This is a genomic window from Pseudomonas oleovorans subsp. oleovorans (genome assembly GCF_002197815.1).
In the GTDB taxonomy this organism is placed as follows: Bacteria; Pseudomonadota; Gammaproteobacteria; order Pseudomonadales; family Pseudomonadaceae; genus Aquipseudomonas; species Aquipseudomonas oleovorans.
In genome coordinates this window covers 24,992-39,172 of the sequence record NZ_NIUB01000018.1, presented here as the reverse complement: position 1 = coordinate 39,172, position 14,181 = coordinate 24,992, and the positions used below count along the sequence as shown (strand labels likewise).

At 63.2% G+C, this 14,181-nt stretch carries 15 protein-coding genes; 10 read left to right on the top strand and 5 right to left on the bottom strand.

Going from position 1 to position 14,181, the window contains the following annotated elements; translation table 11 throughout:
* The first annotated feature begins 14 nt into the window (after positions 1–14).
* The 6 genes from PSOLE_RS12410 to PSOLE_RS12390 all read left to right on the top strand — a co-directional run bounded on the left by PSOLE_RS12410 (position 15) and on the right by PSOLE_RS12390 (position 4,713).
* A complete protein-coding gene (locus PSOLE_RS12410) occupies positions 15–419 on the top strand; it encodes a MarR family winged helix-turn-helix transcriptional regulator (protein WP_074858922.1) in 405 nt (134 codons plus the stop codon).
* 52 nt (positions 420–471) lie between these two features.
* On the top strand, positions 472–1,677 hold the full coding sequence (locus tag PSOLE_RS12405; RefSeq protein WP_074858924.1) for an MFS transporter: 1,206 nt from the start codon (positions 472–474) through the stop codon (positions 1,675–1,677).
* Entirely contained in the window at positions 1,674–1,799 is a 126-nt protein-coding gene (locus PSOLE_RS24940) for a hypothetical protein (RefSeq protein WP_021490053.1), read from the top strand. The genes PSOLE_RS12405 and PSOLE_RS24940 overlap by 4 nt, the downstream gene beginning before the upstream one ends.
* A gap of 62 nt (positions 1,800–1,861) precedes the next feature.
* Positions 1,862–2,413 (top strand): glutathione peroxidase, encoded by a 552-nt coding sequence (locus PSOLE_RS12400; protein WP_003461700.1) that lies wholly within the window; start codon positions 1,862–1,864, stop codon positions 2,411–2,413.
* Positions 2,414–2,691: 278 nt separating this feature from the next.
* Positions 2,692–2,952 (top strand): lipase secretion chaperone, encoded by a 261-nt coding sequence (locus tag PSOLE_RS12395; protein WP_244185560.1) that lies wholly within the window; start codon positions 2,692–2,694, stop codon positions 2,950–2,952.
* Between the two features lie 12 nt (positions 2,953–2,964).
* The gene (locus PSOLE_RS12390) at positions 2,965–4,713 is read left to right on the top strand and encodes a hybrid sensor histidine kinase/response regulator (protein ID WP_074858927.1); all 1,749 of its coding nucleotides are present in this window, start codon (positions 2,965–2,967) and stop codon (positions 4,711–4,713) included.
* Here PSOLE_RS12390 and PSOLE_RS12385 read toward each other — a convergent pair whose 3' ends face one another.
* The 4 genes from PSOLE_RS12385 to PSOLE_RS12370 form a co-directional block, all read right to left on the bottom strand.
* Positions 4,714–5,325, bottom strand: coding sequence for a response regulator transcription factor (locus PSOLE_RS12385; protein ID WP_074858930.1), 612 nt, complete (start codon positions 5,323–5,325; stop codon positions 4,714–4,716).
* Positions 5,326–5,609: 284 nt separating this feature from the next.
* Positions 5,610–6,875, bottom strand: coding sequence for an OmpP1/FadL family transporter (locus PSOLE_RS12380; RefSeq protein ID WP_074858934.1), 1,266 nt, complete (start codon positions 6,873–6,875; stop codon positions 5,610–5,612).
* Positions 6,876–7,026: 151 nt separating this feature from the next.
* A complete protein-coding gene (locus PSOLE_RS12375) occupies positions 7,027–7,506 on the bottom strand; it encodes a hypothetical protein (protein WP_074858937.1) in 480 nt (159 codons plus the stop codon).
* A 187-nt stretch (positions 7,507–7,693) separates the two neighbouring features.
* The gene (locus tag PSOLE_RS12370) at positions 7,694–8,548 is read right to left on the bottom strand and encodes a sulfurtransferase (RefSeq protein WP_074858939.1); all 855 of its coding nucleotides are present in this window, start codon (positions 8,546–8,548) and stop codon (positions 7,694–7,696) included.
* A gap of 306 nt (positions 8,549–8,854) precedes the next feature.
* On the opposite strand from PSOLE_RS12370, the gene gdhA reads away from it, so the two are divergent.
* Positions 8,855–10,192 (top strand): NADP-specific glutamate dehydrogenase, encoded by a 1,338-nt coding sequence (gdhA, locus tag PSOLE_RS12365; protein WP_074858941.1) that lies wholly within the window; start codon positions 8,855–8,857, stop codon positions 10,190–10,192.
* 129 nt (positions 10,193–10,321) lie between these two features.
* The gene (locus tag PSOLE_RS12360) at positions 10,322–11,002 is read left to right on the top strand and encodes a spermidine synthase (RefSeq protein WP_074858942.1); all 681 of its coding nucleotides are present in this window, start codon (positions 10,322–10,324) and stop codon (positions 11,000–11,002) included.
* Positions 11,003–11,175: 173 nt separating this feature from the next.
* Here PSOLE_RS12360 and PSOLE_RS12355 read toward each other — a convergent pair whose 3' ends face one another.
* On the bottom strand, positions 11,176–12,237 hold the full coding sequence (locus tag PSOLE_RS12355; RefSeq protein ID WP_088339318.1) for an SMP-30/gluconolactonase/LRE family protein: 1,062 nt from the start codon (positions 12,235–12,237) through the stop codon (positions 11,176–11,178).
* Between the two features lie 268 nt (positions 12,238–12,505).
* Here PSOLE_RS12355 and rnd point away from each other — a divergent pair, with 268 nt between their 5' ends.
* Positions 12,506–13,627: a ribonuclease D gene (gene rnd / locus PSOLE_RS12350; RefSeq protein WP_074858949.1), complete on the top strand. Its 1,122-nt coding sequence runs from the start codon at positions 12,506–12,508 to the stop codon at positions 13,625–13,627.
* A 169-nt stretch (positions 13,628–13,796) separates the two neighbouring features.
* Complete coding sequence (locus PSOLE_RS12345) at positions 13,797–14,090, top strand: YcgL domain-containing protein (RefSeq protein WP_003461676.1); 294 nt, start codon at positions 13,797–13,799, stop codon at positions 14,088–14,090.
* Positions 14,091–14,181: the final 91 nt, after the last annotated feature.

Genomic DNA, 14,181 nt, shown 5'->3' with positions numbered 1-14,181 from the left:
ATATACCTGTATCCATGTTGCCGACCTCCTGTCTCTGTACCCAACTGCGCCGCGCCAGCCGTGGTGTCACCCGCCGTTACGACGATGCCCTCGCGGCCGTCGGGCTCGGTGCCGCGCAGTTTTCCCTGTTGCGTCATGTGCAGCGGCTCGGTCAACCGAGCATTTCCCTGCTCGCCGACGCCATGGGGCTCGATCGCAGCACGCTCGGGCGCAATCTGCGGGTGCTGGAGGAACAGGGGCTGGTGCAACTGGGAGAAGGGCGCGATTTGCGCGCTCGCGAGGTACGGCTCACAGAAGCCGGCCTGCAACGCATCGAACAGGCGCTGCCACTATGGGAACAGGTGCAGCGTGAACTCAATGCCCGGTTAGGCGCAGATCGCCGTGCCGAGCTGATGAGGCTGCTCGAAGAACTGGCCTGAAGGCCGCATCACTGCCTACACGGTCGCAGGCGACCGTCCGCTGGAGATACCGATGACAACTACATGGCGTTCAACCACCTGGCTGCTGCTCGGCGCGTCGCTGATCCTGGCGCTGTCGCTCGGCACGCGCCATGGTTTCGGCCTGTTCCTGCCGCCAATGAGTGCGGAATTCGGCTGGGGCCGTGAGGTGTTCGCCTTCGCCATCGCCCTGCAGAACCTGATCTGGGGTCTGGCCCAGCCGATCACCGGTGCGCTGGCCGACCGTTTCGGCGCGCGCAAGGCCATCGTCATCGGCGGCGTGCTCTACGTGCTGGGCCTGGTGTGCATGGGCATGGCCGACTCGCCGCTGTCGTTGTCGCTGAGCGCAGGTCTGCTGATCGGCATCGGTCTGTCCGGCACGTCGTTCTCGGTGATTCTCGGCGTGGTCGGTCGCGCCGTGCCGGTGGAAAAGCGCAGCATGGCCATGGGCATCGCTGCGGCGGCCGGCTCCTTCGGTCAATTCGCCATGCTGCCGGGCACGCTCGGTCTGATCGGTTGGCTCGGCTGGTCGGCAGCACTGCTGGCCTTGGGGCTGCTGGTGGCGTTGATGATTCCGCTGGCGGCGATGATCAAGGAGACGCCGCCACCAGTGACCAATGGTCCGCAGCAGACGCTGGTCGAAGCGCTGCGTGAGGCCACCAGTCACTCCGGTTTCTGGCTGCTGGCGCTGGGCTTTTTCGTCTGCGGCTTTCAGGTGGTATTCGTCGCCGTGCACCTGCCGGCCTATCTGGTCGATCACCATCTGCCGGCGTTGACCGGTACCACGGTGCTGGCGCTGGTCGGCCTGTTCAATATCTTCGGCACCTACATCGCCGGCTGGCTCGGTGGACGCATGTCCAAGCCGCGCCTGCTCAGTGCGCTGTATCTGCTGCGTGGGGTGGTGATCACGCTGTTTTTGGTGGCACCGCTGACGCAGTGGAGTGCCTACCTGTTCGGTATCGCCATGGGCCTGCTGTGGCTGTCGACCGTGCCGCTTACCAACGGTACCGTGGCGACCCTGTTCGGCGTGCGCAACCTGTCGATGCTCGGCGGTATCGTCTTCCTGTTCCACCAGATCGGTTCCTTCCTCGGTGGCTGGCTGGGCGGCTACCTCTACGACACCACTGGCAGCTACGACCTGGTCTGGCAGATCGCCATTGGCCTGAGTGTGATGGCTGCCGCGCTGAACTGGCCGGTGCGTGAGGTGCCGGTGGCGCGGCTGCAAGGTGCGCCGGCGTGAGCCACAGGGTACTGCTGTTCGCCGGCCTGACGCTGGGCTTTGGTCTACTGTTGGCGCTGGCCTGGTGGGGCTGGCGCCAGGGTGGGTTGGCGTTGCTGCAGTTGGGCGTCGGTATCTGCTAGTTGCTTGCGTCTGGGCCTGCGAGTAGCGTGGTGGAATCGCGTCATCGCCTGAGGTCACCGCCATGTCTCTTCGCCCTCTTGCCTGTTCCCTGTTGCTGTCCAGCCTGGCGTTGCCGGCGCTGGCCGCAGAGTGTCCGGCCATGCTCCAGGGCGAACTGCCCAAGCTGCGCGCCAAAGGTGAAAACATCGAGCTCTGTCAGTTCTCGGGCAAGCCGCTGGTGGTGGTCAATACCGCCAGCTTTTGCGGCTTCACCCCGCAATTCAAAGGGCTTGAAGCGCTTTACCAGCGGTACAAGGATCAGGGCCTGGAAGTACTGGGCGTGCCGTCCGACGACTTCCGCCAGGAATCCGCCGATAGCAAGGAAACGGCCACCGTCTGCTACGTCAACTACGGCGTGACCTTCGCCATGACCGAGCCGCAGCCGGTTTCCGGTGCCAATGCCATCCCGTTGTTCAAGGGCCTGGCCGAGCAGAGCCGCCAGCCGCGCTGGAACTTCTTCAAGTACGTGGTCGACCGTCAGGGCAAGGTGGTGGCGAGTTTCTCCAGTCTGACCAAGCCTGACGATCCCGAGCTGATTGCCGCCGTAGAAAAGGCGATCGCCTCGCAACCCTGAGAGTCTCTGAACAGGCTCTGAGCCGTCCCGCTTCAAGGCCCTTCACCCATCTGGGCGATGGGCCGTGTCCGTCTGCCTGCCTAGACTGGCCAGGAGCCGGAGGCAGTTCACCCGGCGTGCCCTACAAGAACAATAAGGAGGCACCCATGCGTCGCGTCTATACCGCTGCCCTGGCAACACTCGCTCTGCTTGGCGCCGTCGAGGCCTAGGCCAACTATCGGCGGGCTGGTCAATTACTTCCTACCATTCCCTGGAACCTCGAGCGCGATGGCGCCCGGGTGCACGTCGCCAGTGTCGCTGCCTTCAATGACACCGTGCAGCGCCTGCTCGATGAGCAGCGTCGCGAGCGCGACTGGCAGCAGCATTACCAGGCCTATCGCAATGAGTTGGCCAGCCTGCAAGGTCGGGGGCTGAGCGAGGCGGATGGCGAGCAACTGCAGCGCCAGTTGCGCGAGCGGCTGTTCAGCAGTGAAGACCGACACCGTGTGGAAACCTATGACGCCATTGCCGCGAAGCAGCCGGAGCCGCTCGACCCCTGACGGATGCTCCCCATGAGCGAGCGCCTGCTGCTGGCCCAGCAGCGCCGAGGCTATCGCTCGCTGCGTTTCGTCGCCGAGCTGGAGGCGGGTTTTGCCGAGCATCGGGTGCAGCGCATTCGTCGGCGTCTGCCCCTGATCGCCCCCACGGCAGCCTTGTTCCAGCTGATCTATGCGCTGCTGGATTTTCTGCTGATGCCGCTGACGGTCAGTCTCACGGTGCTACCGCTGCGCCTGCTCGCACTGGCGGTGTTGGCGCTGTCCTTTTTCTACTGTCGCCGGATCGAGGCACCGCCTGCCAGGGTGCCATTGGTCTATGCCGCGGCCTACTGGGTTAACGGTGTCAGCGTCGCGCTGATCGTGCACCTGTGCTGGCAGCAGGGCGTGGCGATGCCCTACGACGGCCTGTTCCTCGTCCTGTTGTTCGGCTACGCCCTGCTTGGGCTGTCGTTCCGCGCGATCAGTCTGTGCAGCTGGAGCTTCTGCCTGTTGTTCATCGGTGTGGGTGTGCTGTTCGGCGAAACCGGCGGTGAGCTGGCCTACCAGGGCCTGTTTCTGTTCTGTGCCAACCTGATCGGCAGCGTCGGTGCTTATATGCAGGAGCACGGTCAGCGCGGTGCCTGGCTGAACCTGCGCCTGCTCGACCTGGCGCGCCAGCGCGCCGAAGCCGATGACGCGCGCAAGTTGCGTCTGCTGGCGGCTGCCAGTCACGACCTACGCCAGCCGCTCAACGCCATGGGGTTATACGCCGAACACCTGCCGGAACAGGGCGGTGATCAGCAAACCCGGCGCATCAGCGCGAGTCTGGCCGCTTCGGTAGAGCAGCTGGGGCGTCTGCTGCAATCGTTGCTCGACTACACCCGCCTGACCTTGCCCGGTGGCGTGCAGGCCAGGCCACATGTGTTCGCCCTGCGCCCATTGCTTGAGCGGCTGATTGCCGAAGTGGCTCCAGAGGCGCAGCAACAAGGGCTGCAACTTGAGCTGCACTGTGACGACTACGGGGTGTACAGCGATCCGCTGTTGCTGGAGCGACTGCTGCGCAATCTGCTCAACAATGTCCTGCTGCACGCACAGGCGCAGCACCTGAAGCTGAGTGTGCGGCGTGACGGCGACGCAATCGTGTTGGAGGTGGCGGACGATGGCCGCGGTCTCAGCGAAGCGGAACAGGCGTTGGTGTTCGAGGAGTTCCGTCAGTTGGACAATCCCGGGCGTAATGCCGAGCGCGGACTCGGTCTCGGTCTGGCCATCGTGCGGCAGCTGGCTGAGGTGCTGGAGCATCCCCTGCGGCTGCATTCCCGACCTGACGGCGGTGCGCGTTTCGTCCTGCGCCTGCCGTTGGCCGAGGTACCGGCGCCGGCACCACGCGTTGATGCTGCGCTGGCGTTGCGCGGGCGCATCCTGTTGCTCGAAGACGACGCCACTGGGCGCGAAGCCCTGGCCGGCTTGCTGCGTCGCTGGGGTTGCGAGGTGCAGGCCTGCGCCGATCTGGCCAGTGCGCTGCAGGCTCTGCGCCAGGAGGCGCCGCAGTTGCTGATCAGCGACTATCGGTTAGCCGAGCGGGGCGACGGGCTGCAGGCCATCGAGCGACTGCGCGAGGCGGCAGGGCAGATGTTGCCGGCGTTGTTGATCACTGCTGATCTGAGCCCGGAACTGCATGAACGCTGCCTGCCGGCGCACGTCATTCCCTTGGGCAAGCCCCTGTTGCCGGCGCGTTTGCGCCAGGTGCTGGCCACTCAGTTGCAGGCACGCCAGGCACTCACCTGATCACAGCCAGCCGCGCTGACGGGCAGCGCTGACGCAGGCGGTGCGGGTATGCACGGCGAAGGTTTCGAACAGCGCCTTGAGGTGCGTTTTCACCGTGTCTTCGGCCAGACCCAGCTCGCGGCTGATGGCCTTGTTCGGCAAGCCTTCTGCCAATAACTGGAGAATTTCCAACTGCCTGGGTGTCAGCGGTGATGAGCTGCTTGGCGCCGGCAGGATTTCGCCCAGCAAGACGCGGGTCACTGCCTGGCGCAGTGCGTTGCCATCGGAGCTCTTGGGGATGAAGCCGAGCGCACCGGCGGCCAGCGCCGCCTGCGCCTCTAGCGCGGAGTCACTGGCGCTGAGAATCGCCACCGGTGTGCTCTCGCCGCGCGCCAGCCAGCGCTGCAACAGTTCGATGCCGGGTTCGTCAGGCAGGCGCAGGTCGAGCAGGACCAGGTCGTAGTCATGCTGGCGCAGGCACTGCTCCGCTTCTGCAGCGCTGTGCGCGGTGTGGATCTGCAGGTTCTGGCTCAGTGGCGACAAGGCCAGGGAGAGGCCGTCGAGAAAGATGCGGTGGTCGTCGACCAGCAGCAGGCGAAGATTGTCGGGCAGGGTGGTGCAGAGGGCAGTCATGATGTTCTCACGCGGCTTTTATTGTTGTTCTGCCGCGTGAGTGTAACAGGCTGTTGAAAACGTAGGCGAGGCAGTCAGTGCAATACCGATGGCGGCCCCGCAAAAACAGCCGAAAAAGCGCAGTTTACGCGTTGTAAATGAGCATTTTGACTGGGCTCGCACGCGAGGCTGTTTTTAACGCAGCAATGGCAACGCACGACTGCATGGATGCAGGAGGTAGAGCGACGCAGGAAGCCAAAGCCGAAGTAGTTTTCAATGGGCTGTTAGCCAATGCTGCGCTGCGATTAGAAACGATAGCTGAGTGAAGCCCCCAGGCCATGAGCGCTGTTCTTGTAGCGCGCACTGTAGGTGCCACGGGTAGCGCTGACGTGGTTCACGTCCACTGACTCTTCCTGCAGGTAGGAATAGGCCACGTCGATGGTCATGTCCTGGTTGGGGCTCCAGCCGGCGCCGACGCTGAAGATGGTGCGGTCACCGGAGGGCACGCGCGGCGAGCGGTCGACGTTGTTGGTCGGCGACTGGTCGATGGCGATACCGGTGCGTAGCGTCCACTGCGGGCTGACCTTGTACGACAGACCGACTGCATGGGCCCAGGCGTCGTGCCAGTTCTGCTCTTCGACGATGGTGGAGAGGTTGGCCGGCAGCGTTGCGGAATTGTTCTCCACGCGGATTTCCTTGAAGCGGCTCCAGCGCGTCCAGGTGCTGCCGACATACAGCGTCAGCGCATCGGTCAGCTTGTGGGTGATGGACATGTCCACCGACTCGGGCGTAGTCAGCCCCAGATTGGCGTCGTACTTGCCGGCGATAGCAGCCAGTGCACCGTTACCGGAAACACGGGTATCGCCCTCCAGTTCGTACTTCACGCGCGAATGGTAGGTCACGCCTGCGCGGGTGTTCGGGGTGAACTCGTAGAGCACACCGGCGTTGAAGCCGACGGCGGTGTCGTCGCCTTTGACCCTCACTTTGCCATCGCTGTTGCCCGGGTTGAGCAGCGAGGAGCTCAGTTCCCCTTCGATGTGGTTGAAGGTCGGGCCGAAACCGACCGACAGCTTGTCGTTGAAGCGATAGCTCAAGGTCGGCTGCACGGTGATCACCCGTAAATAGCTCTTGTCGGCGTAGTAGCGGCCCTGGAACGTGCGCTCGTAGTCGGTCATCAGGCCGAAGGGCACGTAGACACCGAGACCGAAGGCGACCTTGTCGTCCAGCGGTTTGACGTAATAACCCATGGGTACGCCGGTGGTCGGCACCATATTGCCGTCGTTGCTGCCTGCCAGTGTCGCAGGGCCGGCGTTGGCGCTGGCGTGGCTGATATCGCTCTTGGCATGAATCGCCGCCGCCCCTACATACACTTCGTCGCGCTTGAGGCGGGACATGCCGGCCGGGTTGCCAAACACGGTGCTGGCGTCATCGGCGAACGATGAGCGGCCGGCGAAGGAGGTACCCATGCCGGAAATGCTTTGTTCGTTGAGGGCGAAGCCGCTGGCGAAACCATGGCCCGAGGTGGCGGTGATGGCAACTGCCAGGCCGGTCTTGAGAAGGCGTTTGCTCACGGGGGAGGCTCCTGTGGTGAGGCGAGCGGCGCACGCTACCGTTTTTCCCGCTCCCTGCCAAGGCAAACAAATTCAATGATATTGAGTGGATTGTCAGACAATTTCTGCAAATAGGTATGAAAAATACGAAGTTTATTTCCTGATTGAATGGTCAGGCTACCCGGCTCACTGGGGTGATGCAGCGCTGCCAGGTCTCGAGGAAATCCTGTTGACTTGCCTGCGGCTGAAAAACCTTGCACCAAATTCGGCCCATGGCCAGTACGTCATCGGCGGCCGGCAGCGTCAGCTTTTCCTGCTCGATCAGCAGCCAGGCAATGGCCGTTGCATAGCGCAGGTTGACCGTCAGTTCGAGGTGCGGCGCCTCGAGAAACGCGTGTTGGCTGGCAAGGCCGCGAACACGGCTGGCAAGCTCCGGATCGAAGGCCAGGTATTGATCCCAGAGCATCTGGTGGGTCGGTTCGCTGATGCGATACAAGCCATGACCTTGCGGCGTATCCAGCGCGCTGCCCAGCGCCGACTGGCAAGCGGCAGTTCCGAGTAGCAGGGCTTCGGCGCTGTTGCTGTGGCGCTGCAGGTAGACAAGGGTCGGGCGGATCACGTGCTGGCTGAGATCGCAGGCGGCTATTCCCATTGCATCCTCGCGGAAGGTGCCGGTGGGGGCCGTGCTTCTGATCGTTGTTCGATAAAGACTCCACCGGGAGCGGAGTTAGCCGCTCATTCTCAAGCCTAGTGCGATATTTAAGCGGTAACGGTCTGTTTTTAAATTGATTACTGACTTGAGCTATTAGGCATATTTCGATTCGTGCTTAAACCGCTGTTCATTGGCCGGTAGCAACCGGACGTGCCGGATCGGTGATCCATTCGCTCCAGGACCCCGCATAGAGCGGTGCCAAGGGGTAGCCGGCGAGGTTCATGGCGAACAGGTTGTGGCAGGCGGTGACGCCGGAGCCGCAATAAGCCACCAGATTTTCCAGGGGACGTTCTCCGCGCAGTTTGTCGAAGCGCTCGCGCAAGGCGGTCGGCGCAAGGAAGCGGCCATCGTTACCCAGGTTGTCGGTGAACACGGCGCATTGCGCGCCGGGGATGTGCCCGGCGACCGGGTCGAGCGGCTCGACCTCGCCTCGAAAGCGCGGTAGTGCCCGCGCATCGAGCAGGGTCAGGTCCGGGTTGCCCAAACGCTGGGCCAGTTGATCGGCCGTCAGCAGCAGGCTGTTATCGGGCTGCGCGGAAAAATCACCGGGGGCATTGCTCGGTGCCGCTGTGGTCAACTCCTGGCCGGCTTCACGCCAGGCTTTCAGGCCGCCATCGAGCAGGTACAGGCCATCACGTTTGCCCAGCCACAACAGCAACCACCAGGCGCGCGCGGCGAAGGCGCCGGGGCCATCGTCATACAGCACCACCTGGCTGTCCGCCTTCAGGCCGCAGCTGCGCAGGCGTTCTACCAGTGCGCTCGGGTCGGGAAGCGGGTGACGGCCGGTGACGCCCTTGACCACTGGCGCGGACAAGTCCTGTTCGAGGTCGAGGAAGTGGGCGCCTGGAATATGCCCATCAAGGTAGCTGCGGCGGCCGTAGGCCGGGTCTTCGAGGGCAAAGCGGCAGTCCAGGATCAGCAGGTTTTCCTGCCCTAGACGTTGTTGAAGTTGTTCCGTGCTGATCAGTTGAGCGAGTGGCATGGTGCCTCCTGTGTCGTAGCAACGTTTGCCCGATCATACCGCCTAGCCTGCTGTTCGATCCTCCATTGAGATCGCACCGTGGCCCCGTCGTGCGCAGCAGGTCAGATGGGGGCAAAATACGTGCAGCGCTGGTGTTGTTTTGGTGCGCCATAAGGCCATTAGAGTCGCGTTATAGAGCCGTATCCAGTCTTGCTGTGCGAGTAAATGCACTAAGAAGTTTCATCAAGGCGACATTTTGATCTGTTTTGGTGCTTTGCCGCCTGATAGAGTGCCGGCCACTTTGTTTTTGTGGTGTCGAGGTGCCGCATGTCGTTGTCCGTTGATTCTTTCCTGGCGCGCCTGAAACAGCGCGATCCTGACCAGCCCGAGTTCCACCAGGCGGTGGAGGAGGTGGTGCGCAGCCTATGGCCCTTCCTCGAAGCCAGTCCGCGCTATCGCGAGGCCGGCATTCTCGAGCGTATGGTCGAGCCGGAACGGGCCATCCTGTTTCGCGTGCCGTGGGTCGACGACCGTGGCCAGGTGCAGGTTAACCGCGGCTACCGTATCCAGATGAGCAGCGTCATCGGTCCGTACAAGGGCGGTCTGCGTTTCCACCCCTCGGTCAACCTGGGCGTGCTCAAGTTCCTCGCCTTCGAGCAGGTGTTCAAAAACTCGCTGACCTCGTTGCCCATGGGCGGCGGCAAGGGCGGCTCGGACTTCGACCCCAAGGGCAAGAGCGAGGGCGAGGTGATGCGCTTCTGTCAGTCGTTCATGACTGAACTGTATCGCCATATCGGTGCCGATCTCGATGTGCCGGCTGGTGATATTGGCGTAGGTGGCCGCGAGATCGGCTACCTGTTCGGCCAGTACAAGCGCCTGTCCAACCAGTTCACCTCGGTGCTGACCGGCAAGGGCCTGAGCTACGGCGGCAGCCTGATCCGCCCGGAAGCCACCGGCTATGGCTGCGTGTACTTCGCCCAGGAGATGCTCAAGCGCATCGATCAGGGTTTCGAGGACAAGCGCGTGGCCATCTCCGGTTCCGGCAACGTCGCCCAGTACGCGGCGCAGAAGGTGATGGAGCTGGGTGGCCGGGTCATCTCCGTATCCGACTCCGAAGGCACGTTGTACGCCGAGGGCGGCCTGAGCGATGAGCAGTGGTTGTACCTGATGGACCTGAAGAACGTGCGTCGTGGCCGCCTGCGCGAGATGGCTGAGTACTATGGTCTGCAGTTCCTCGCCGGGCAGCGTCCGTGGGGCCTGGCCTGCGATATCGCTTTGCCCTGCGCGACGCAGAACGAACTGGACGCTGAGGATGCTCGCGCGCTGCTGAAGAACGGCTGCATCTGCGTGGCCGAAGGCGCCAATATGCCTTCGACCCTGGAAGCGGTGGACCTGTTCGTCGGGGCCGGCATCTGCTACGCACCAGGCAAAGCGTCCAACGCCGGTGGCGTGGCCACCAGCGGCCTGGAAATGAGCCAGAACGCCATGCGCCTGCACTGGAGCGCCGGCGAGGTGGACGAGCGTCTGCACGGCATCATGCAGAACATCCACCATGCCTGCGTCCATCACGGGGAAGAGAACGGTCGCATCAACTACGTCAAGGGCGCCAATATCGCCGGCTTCGTCAAAGTGGCCGATGCGATGCTGGCGCAAGGCGTGGTCTGAGCTCATCACAGTAGACTCGAGGCCCCGCGTGAGAACGCGGGGCCTCGTCGTTTCTGGTGGGGCTGTGCTGCCCGGCCGATTCAGGCATGCTGCCTGCCCTCACGCTCGCTACACAGGTCTTGGTTCTGCATGAAACGTTTTGTCTTGCTCGATACCGCTCCGATCCCGGGTGCGAATGGTGCGCTGAACCTGTTTGAGCATGGGGAAGACTTCGTCATCAAGATCGCCGGTGGTGATGGCGGGCAACTGATGAATACGCGCATGCACGGCTCGGAAGATGCCCTGGCCGCAATTCCCTGCAAGCAGATCGCCAGTCGCCCACGGGTACGGGTGTTGATCGGCGGGTTGGGCATGGGCTTTACCCTGGCCTCGGCGCTACAGCACCTTGGGCCTGACGCCGAGGTGGCAGTGGCCGAGCTGGTGCCCGGGGTGGTCGAGTGGAACTGTGGCCCACTGGGGGCGAAGTCCGGTTATCCGTTGCATGACCCGCGTGCAGTGATCATTCAGGAGGACGTCGCCAAGGTGCTGCAGGCTGCCGAGCAGTGCTACGACGCGATCATGCTGGACGTCGACAACGGCCCCGAAGGGTTGACCCAGAAGGGTAATGACTGGCTGTACAGCATGGACGGCCTGCGTCAGTGTGCCAAGGCGCTGAGGCCCAAGGGCATGCTGGCAGTGTGGTCGTCCAGCGCCGACCGGGCATTTTCGGAGAAGGTGCGCAAGGCGGGCTTCAAGGGCGAGGCGGTGCAGGTGTATGCCCATGGCAACAGGGGCACGCGACATACCATCTGGATTGCCCAGAAGGTCTGAGCCTGCAGCCTTTCGATTTGGTGGGCTGAAGCCCACCCTACCGTAGGATGGGCCGGGCGGCGATCCGCTTCAGCCCACCAACATGACGCGCCACCGCACCACCGCGAATGACTGCTTCGCCTTTTTACCGCTATTCGCAGGTGGAATCTCGTCGAAAGATCGTGGGCAGACTCTCAGTGAATCTGCAGTTTGCCGATGCGATCGTTGTCCAGGCTACCGAAGTACAGGTAGTCGCCTACCGGCTTCACCGAGGTGACCATGCGTAGATGGGTGCCACTGGTGTCATGCAGGCTGCGGACGATCTCGCCGTTCTCGTTGAGGGCGATGGCGAAGCCGTAAGGGATCGCTTTCGGCCACAGCGCGCGCGGCAGTTTGGCCAGTTGCGCCTTGAGCCAGGGGTGGCGATGGATGAAGTCGGCGTCGGCCTTGCGCGGGGTCGGCAACGCGACCCAGAAGGTGCCATTGCGGTCGCCCTGCAGGTTATCCGGCAGGCCCGGCAGGTTGTCGATGAAGATGTCGTGCTGGCCGGCCTTGTCGCCCTTGAGCCAGTAGCGGGTGATGCGATAGCGATAGGTCTCGTTGACCAGCACGAAGTCCTCGTTCGCCGACAGCGCCACGCCGTTGGCGAAGTACAGGTCTTTCAGCAATACGCGGGTTTCGCCACTGGCCGGGTCATAGCTGAGCAGGCGGCCGTGAGGACGGGCCTCGAGCAGGTCGAGCAGGTAGTCCGGCTGTTCGAAGCGCGATGAGGCGTCGCTGAAGTAGATGGTGCCGTCGCTGGCGATGTCCAGGTCGTCGGTGAAGGCGAAACGCAGGCCTTCAGCCTCGGTGGTCAGCACCTTGATCGCGCCCTGCGGGTCGATGCTCAGCAGGCCCTTGTAGGCGTCGGCGACGATCAGGTTGCCACTGGCGTCGAAGTTCATGCCCAGCGGGCGGCCGCCGGTGTCAGCGAAGGTTTCCAGGCTGTCGTCTGCCAGCACGCGAACGATGCGGCCGTCATGCAGGCCGGCGTATACCCGGCCCTGGCTGTCGACGGCGGTGTCTTCCGGGCCGTGCACCTGGCCGCGCGCCAGCAGCTCGGCTTTCATCAGGGTATCGTTGGGCTCCAGTGCGCCCGTCATCGCCGGAGCGGGCGCGGCGTCCCAGGGCAGCGGATCGATCGGGCTGGGGGTCAGGGCCAGGTAACTGGCCGCTGCGGCCAGGAGTATGACGATCAGGGCAAGCAGTTTCTTCAGCATTGTTGTTCTTCCGTGTCGGAGGTGGTGCGCGCCACAGATTACACAGGTCCGGTGATCGGCGGCAGGCTGTCGCCCCGTGCGCTGGCCCGGGCATATATACTGCGCGGCATTCTTAACCTGAGAGTCGCGTAGCGACGCCTTCCTTAGGGCCTTTCTCCCTCCGGGAGAAGGTGGCGCGAAGCGCCGGATGAGGGGGCGGGTATGCCGCGTAGGTATTTGATAATGCGGGGTGCCTGTGCGGCATGCCCGTTAACGGGAGAGCCGCGTGGCTAACGACATTCACTGGATTCTCGACGACGCCAGCCTAGCCGAGCATTGCGCTGCCTGGCAGGCGCTGCCCTTCGTCGCGTTGGACACCGAGTTCATGCGCGTCGACACCTTCTATCCCATCGCCGGGTTGCTGCAGGTCAGCGGTGGCGACGGCGCCTACCTGATCGACCCGCTGCGCATCAGCGACTGGCGGCCGTTCGCCGCACTGCTCGAAGCGCCGGGCGTGGTCAAGGTGCTGCATTCATGCAGTGAGGACCTGGAGGTCTTTCTACGCCTGACCGGCAGCCTGCCGGCGCCGCTGTTCGACACGCAACTGGCGGCTGGTTACCTCAATCTCGGTTTCTCCATGGGCTACTCGCGCCTGGTGCAGGCGCTGCTCGATATCGAACTGCCCAAGGGCGAAACCCGCTCCGATTGGCTGCAGCGGCCGCTGTCTGAGCTGCAGGTGCGTTACGCTGCCGAGGACGTGCTGCATCTCGTTGAGGTGTATCGCGCCCTGATGGCCCGCCTGGCGCCGCAGAAGGTCGAGTGGATTCTGGAGGACGGTGCCGAGCTGGTTGCCAATCTTGGTCGTGAAGTCGCTCCGGAAGATGCCTGGCGCGATGCCAAGCTGGCCTGGAAACTCTCGCGCCAGCAGCAGGCCGTGCTGCGCGCGCTGTGCGCCTGGCGCGAGCGCGAGGCGCGCGCGCGCAACCAGCCACGCAATCGCATCCTGCGCGAGCATTCGTTGTGGCCACTGGCCCGTACCCAGCCAGATAACCTGGTGGCGCTGGCGCGCATCGAGGACATGCACCCGAAAACCGTGCGTCAGGACGGAGAGACGCTGCTGCAGCTGATCCATGATGCCGCGGCGCTGCCGCCCGAACAGTGGCCCGAAGCCTTGCCCGAGCCGTTGCCCATCGAAGCCTCGGCTTTGCTGAAGAAGCTGCGCGCCGTCGGCCAGCGCGAGGGCGAGCGCCTGGATATCGTGCCCGAGCTGATGCTGCGCAAGAAAACCCTGGAAGCCCTGCTGAAAAGCGGCTATCCCAATGGTCCTTATCAATTGCCCGACTCCCTGCGCGGCTGGCGTCGGGAGTTGATGGGGCAAGCGCTGCTCGATTGCCTCGCAGGCGATTGAAAAATTATCTACGTTGTCTGGCCGTTGTTAAAAGCAGTCTGGGTCGCCAGCCCGGTCGAGATGCTCATTTAGCCGCTTGTAAACTGCGCTCTCTCGACTGCTTTTGCCCAGGCCAGCCTGCCTCGCCAACATTTTTCAAAAGCCTGCTGGCCGCTGAAGGAGAATCCGCGTGAAACGCATCTGTTCCATCTACAAGAGTCCGCGCAAGAACGAGATGTATCTCTACGTGCTCAAGGCCGATGCCCTGAAGCGTGTGCCCGAAGGGCTGCTCGCCGTGTTCGGCCCGCCTGCGCATGCCTTCGATCTGGTGCTCAGCCCGGAGCGGAAGTTGTCTCGGGAAGACATCGCCACCGTGCTGGAGAATCTCGACAAGCAGGGCTATCACCTGCAGATGCCGCCTCCCGAGGAGGAGTACATTCAGCATCTGCCCGACGAACTGCTGCGCCGCAACGATCCGGTGTAACAGGCCCTTGAAAAACGTAGGCGAGGCAGGCAAGACAAGGCAAAAAAAGCCGAAAAAGCGCAGTTTACATGCTGTAAATGAGCATTTTGAG

What these genes read in the sequence shown, in the direction of transcription:
- PSOLE_RS12410 (WP_074858922.1), top strand. Translation starts at nt 15, where the DNA reads ATGTTGCCGACCTCCTGTCTCTGTACCCAACTGCGCCGCGCCAGCCGT.
- PSOLE_RS12405 (WP_074858924.1), top strand. Translation starts at nt 472, where the DNA reads ATGACAACTACATGGCGTTCAACCACCTGGCTGCTGCTCGGCGCGTCG.
- PSOLE_RS12400 (WP_003461700.1), top strand. Translation starts at nt 1,862, where the DNA reads ATGTCTCTTCGCCCTCTTGCCTGTTCCCTGTTGCTGTCCAGCCTGGCG.
- PSOLE_RS12390 (WP_074858927.1), top strand. Translation starts at nt 2,965, where the DNA reads ATGAGCGAGCGCCTGCTGCTGGCCCAGCAGCGCCGAGGCTATCGCTCG.
- PSOLE_RS12385 (WP_074858930.1), bottom strand. Translation starts at nt 5,325, where the DNA reads ATGACTGCCCTCTGCACCACCCTGCCCGACAATCTTCGCCTGCTGCTG.
- PSOLE_RS12375 (WP_074858937.1), bottom strand. Translation starts at nt 7,506, where the DNA reads ATGGGAATAGCCGCCTGCGATCTCAGCCAGCACGTGATCCGCCCGACC.
- PSOLE_RS12370 (WP_074858939.1), bottom strand. Translation starts at nt 8,548, where the DNA reads ATGCCACTCGCTCAACTGATCAGCACGGAACAACTTCAACAACGTCTA.
- gdhA (WP_074858941.1), top strand. Translation starts at nt 8,855, where the DNA reads ATGTCGTTGTCCGTTGATTCTTTCCTGGCGCGCCTGAAACAGCGCGAT.
- PSOLE_RS12360 (WP_074858942.1), top strand. Translation starts at nt 10,322, where the DNA reads ATGAAACGTTTTGTCTTGCTCGATACCGCTCCGATCCCGGGTGCGAAT.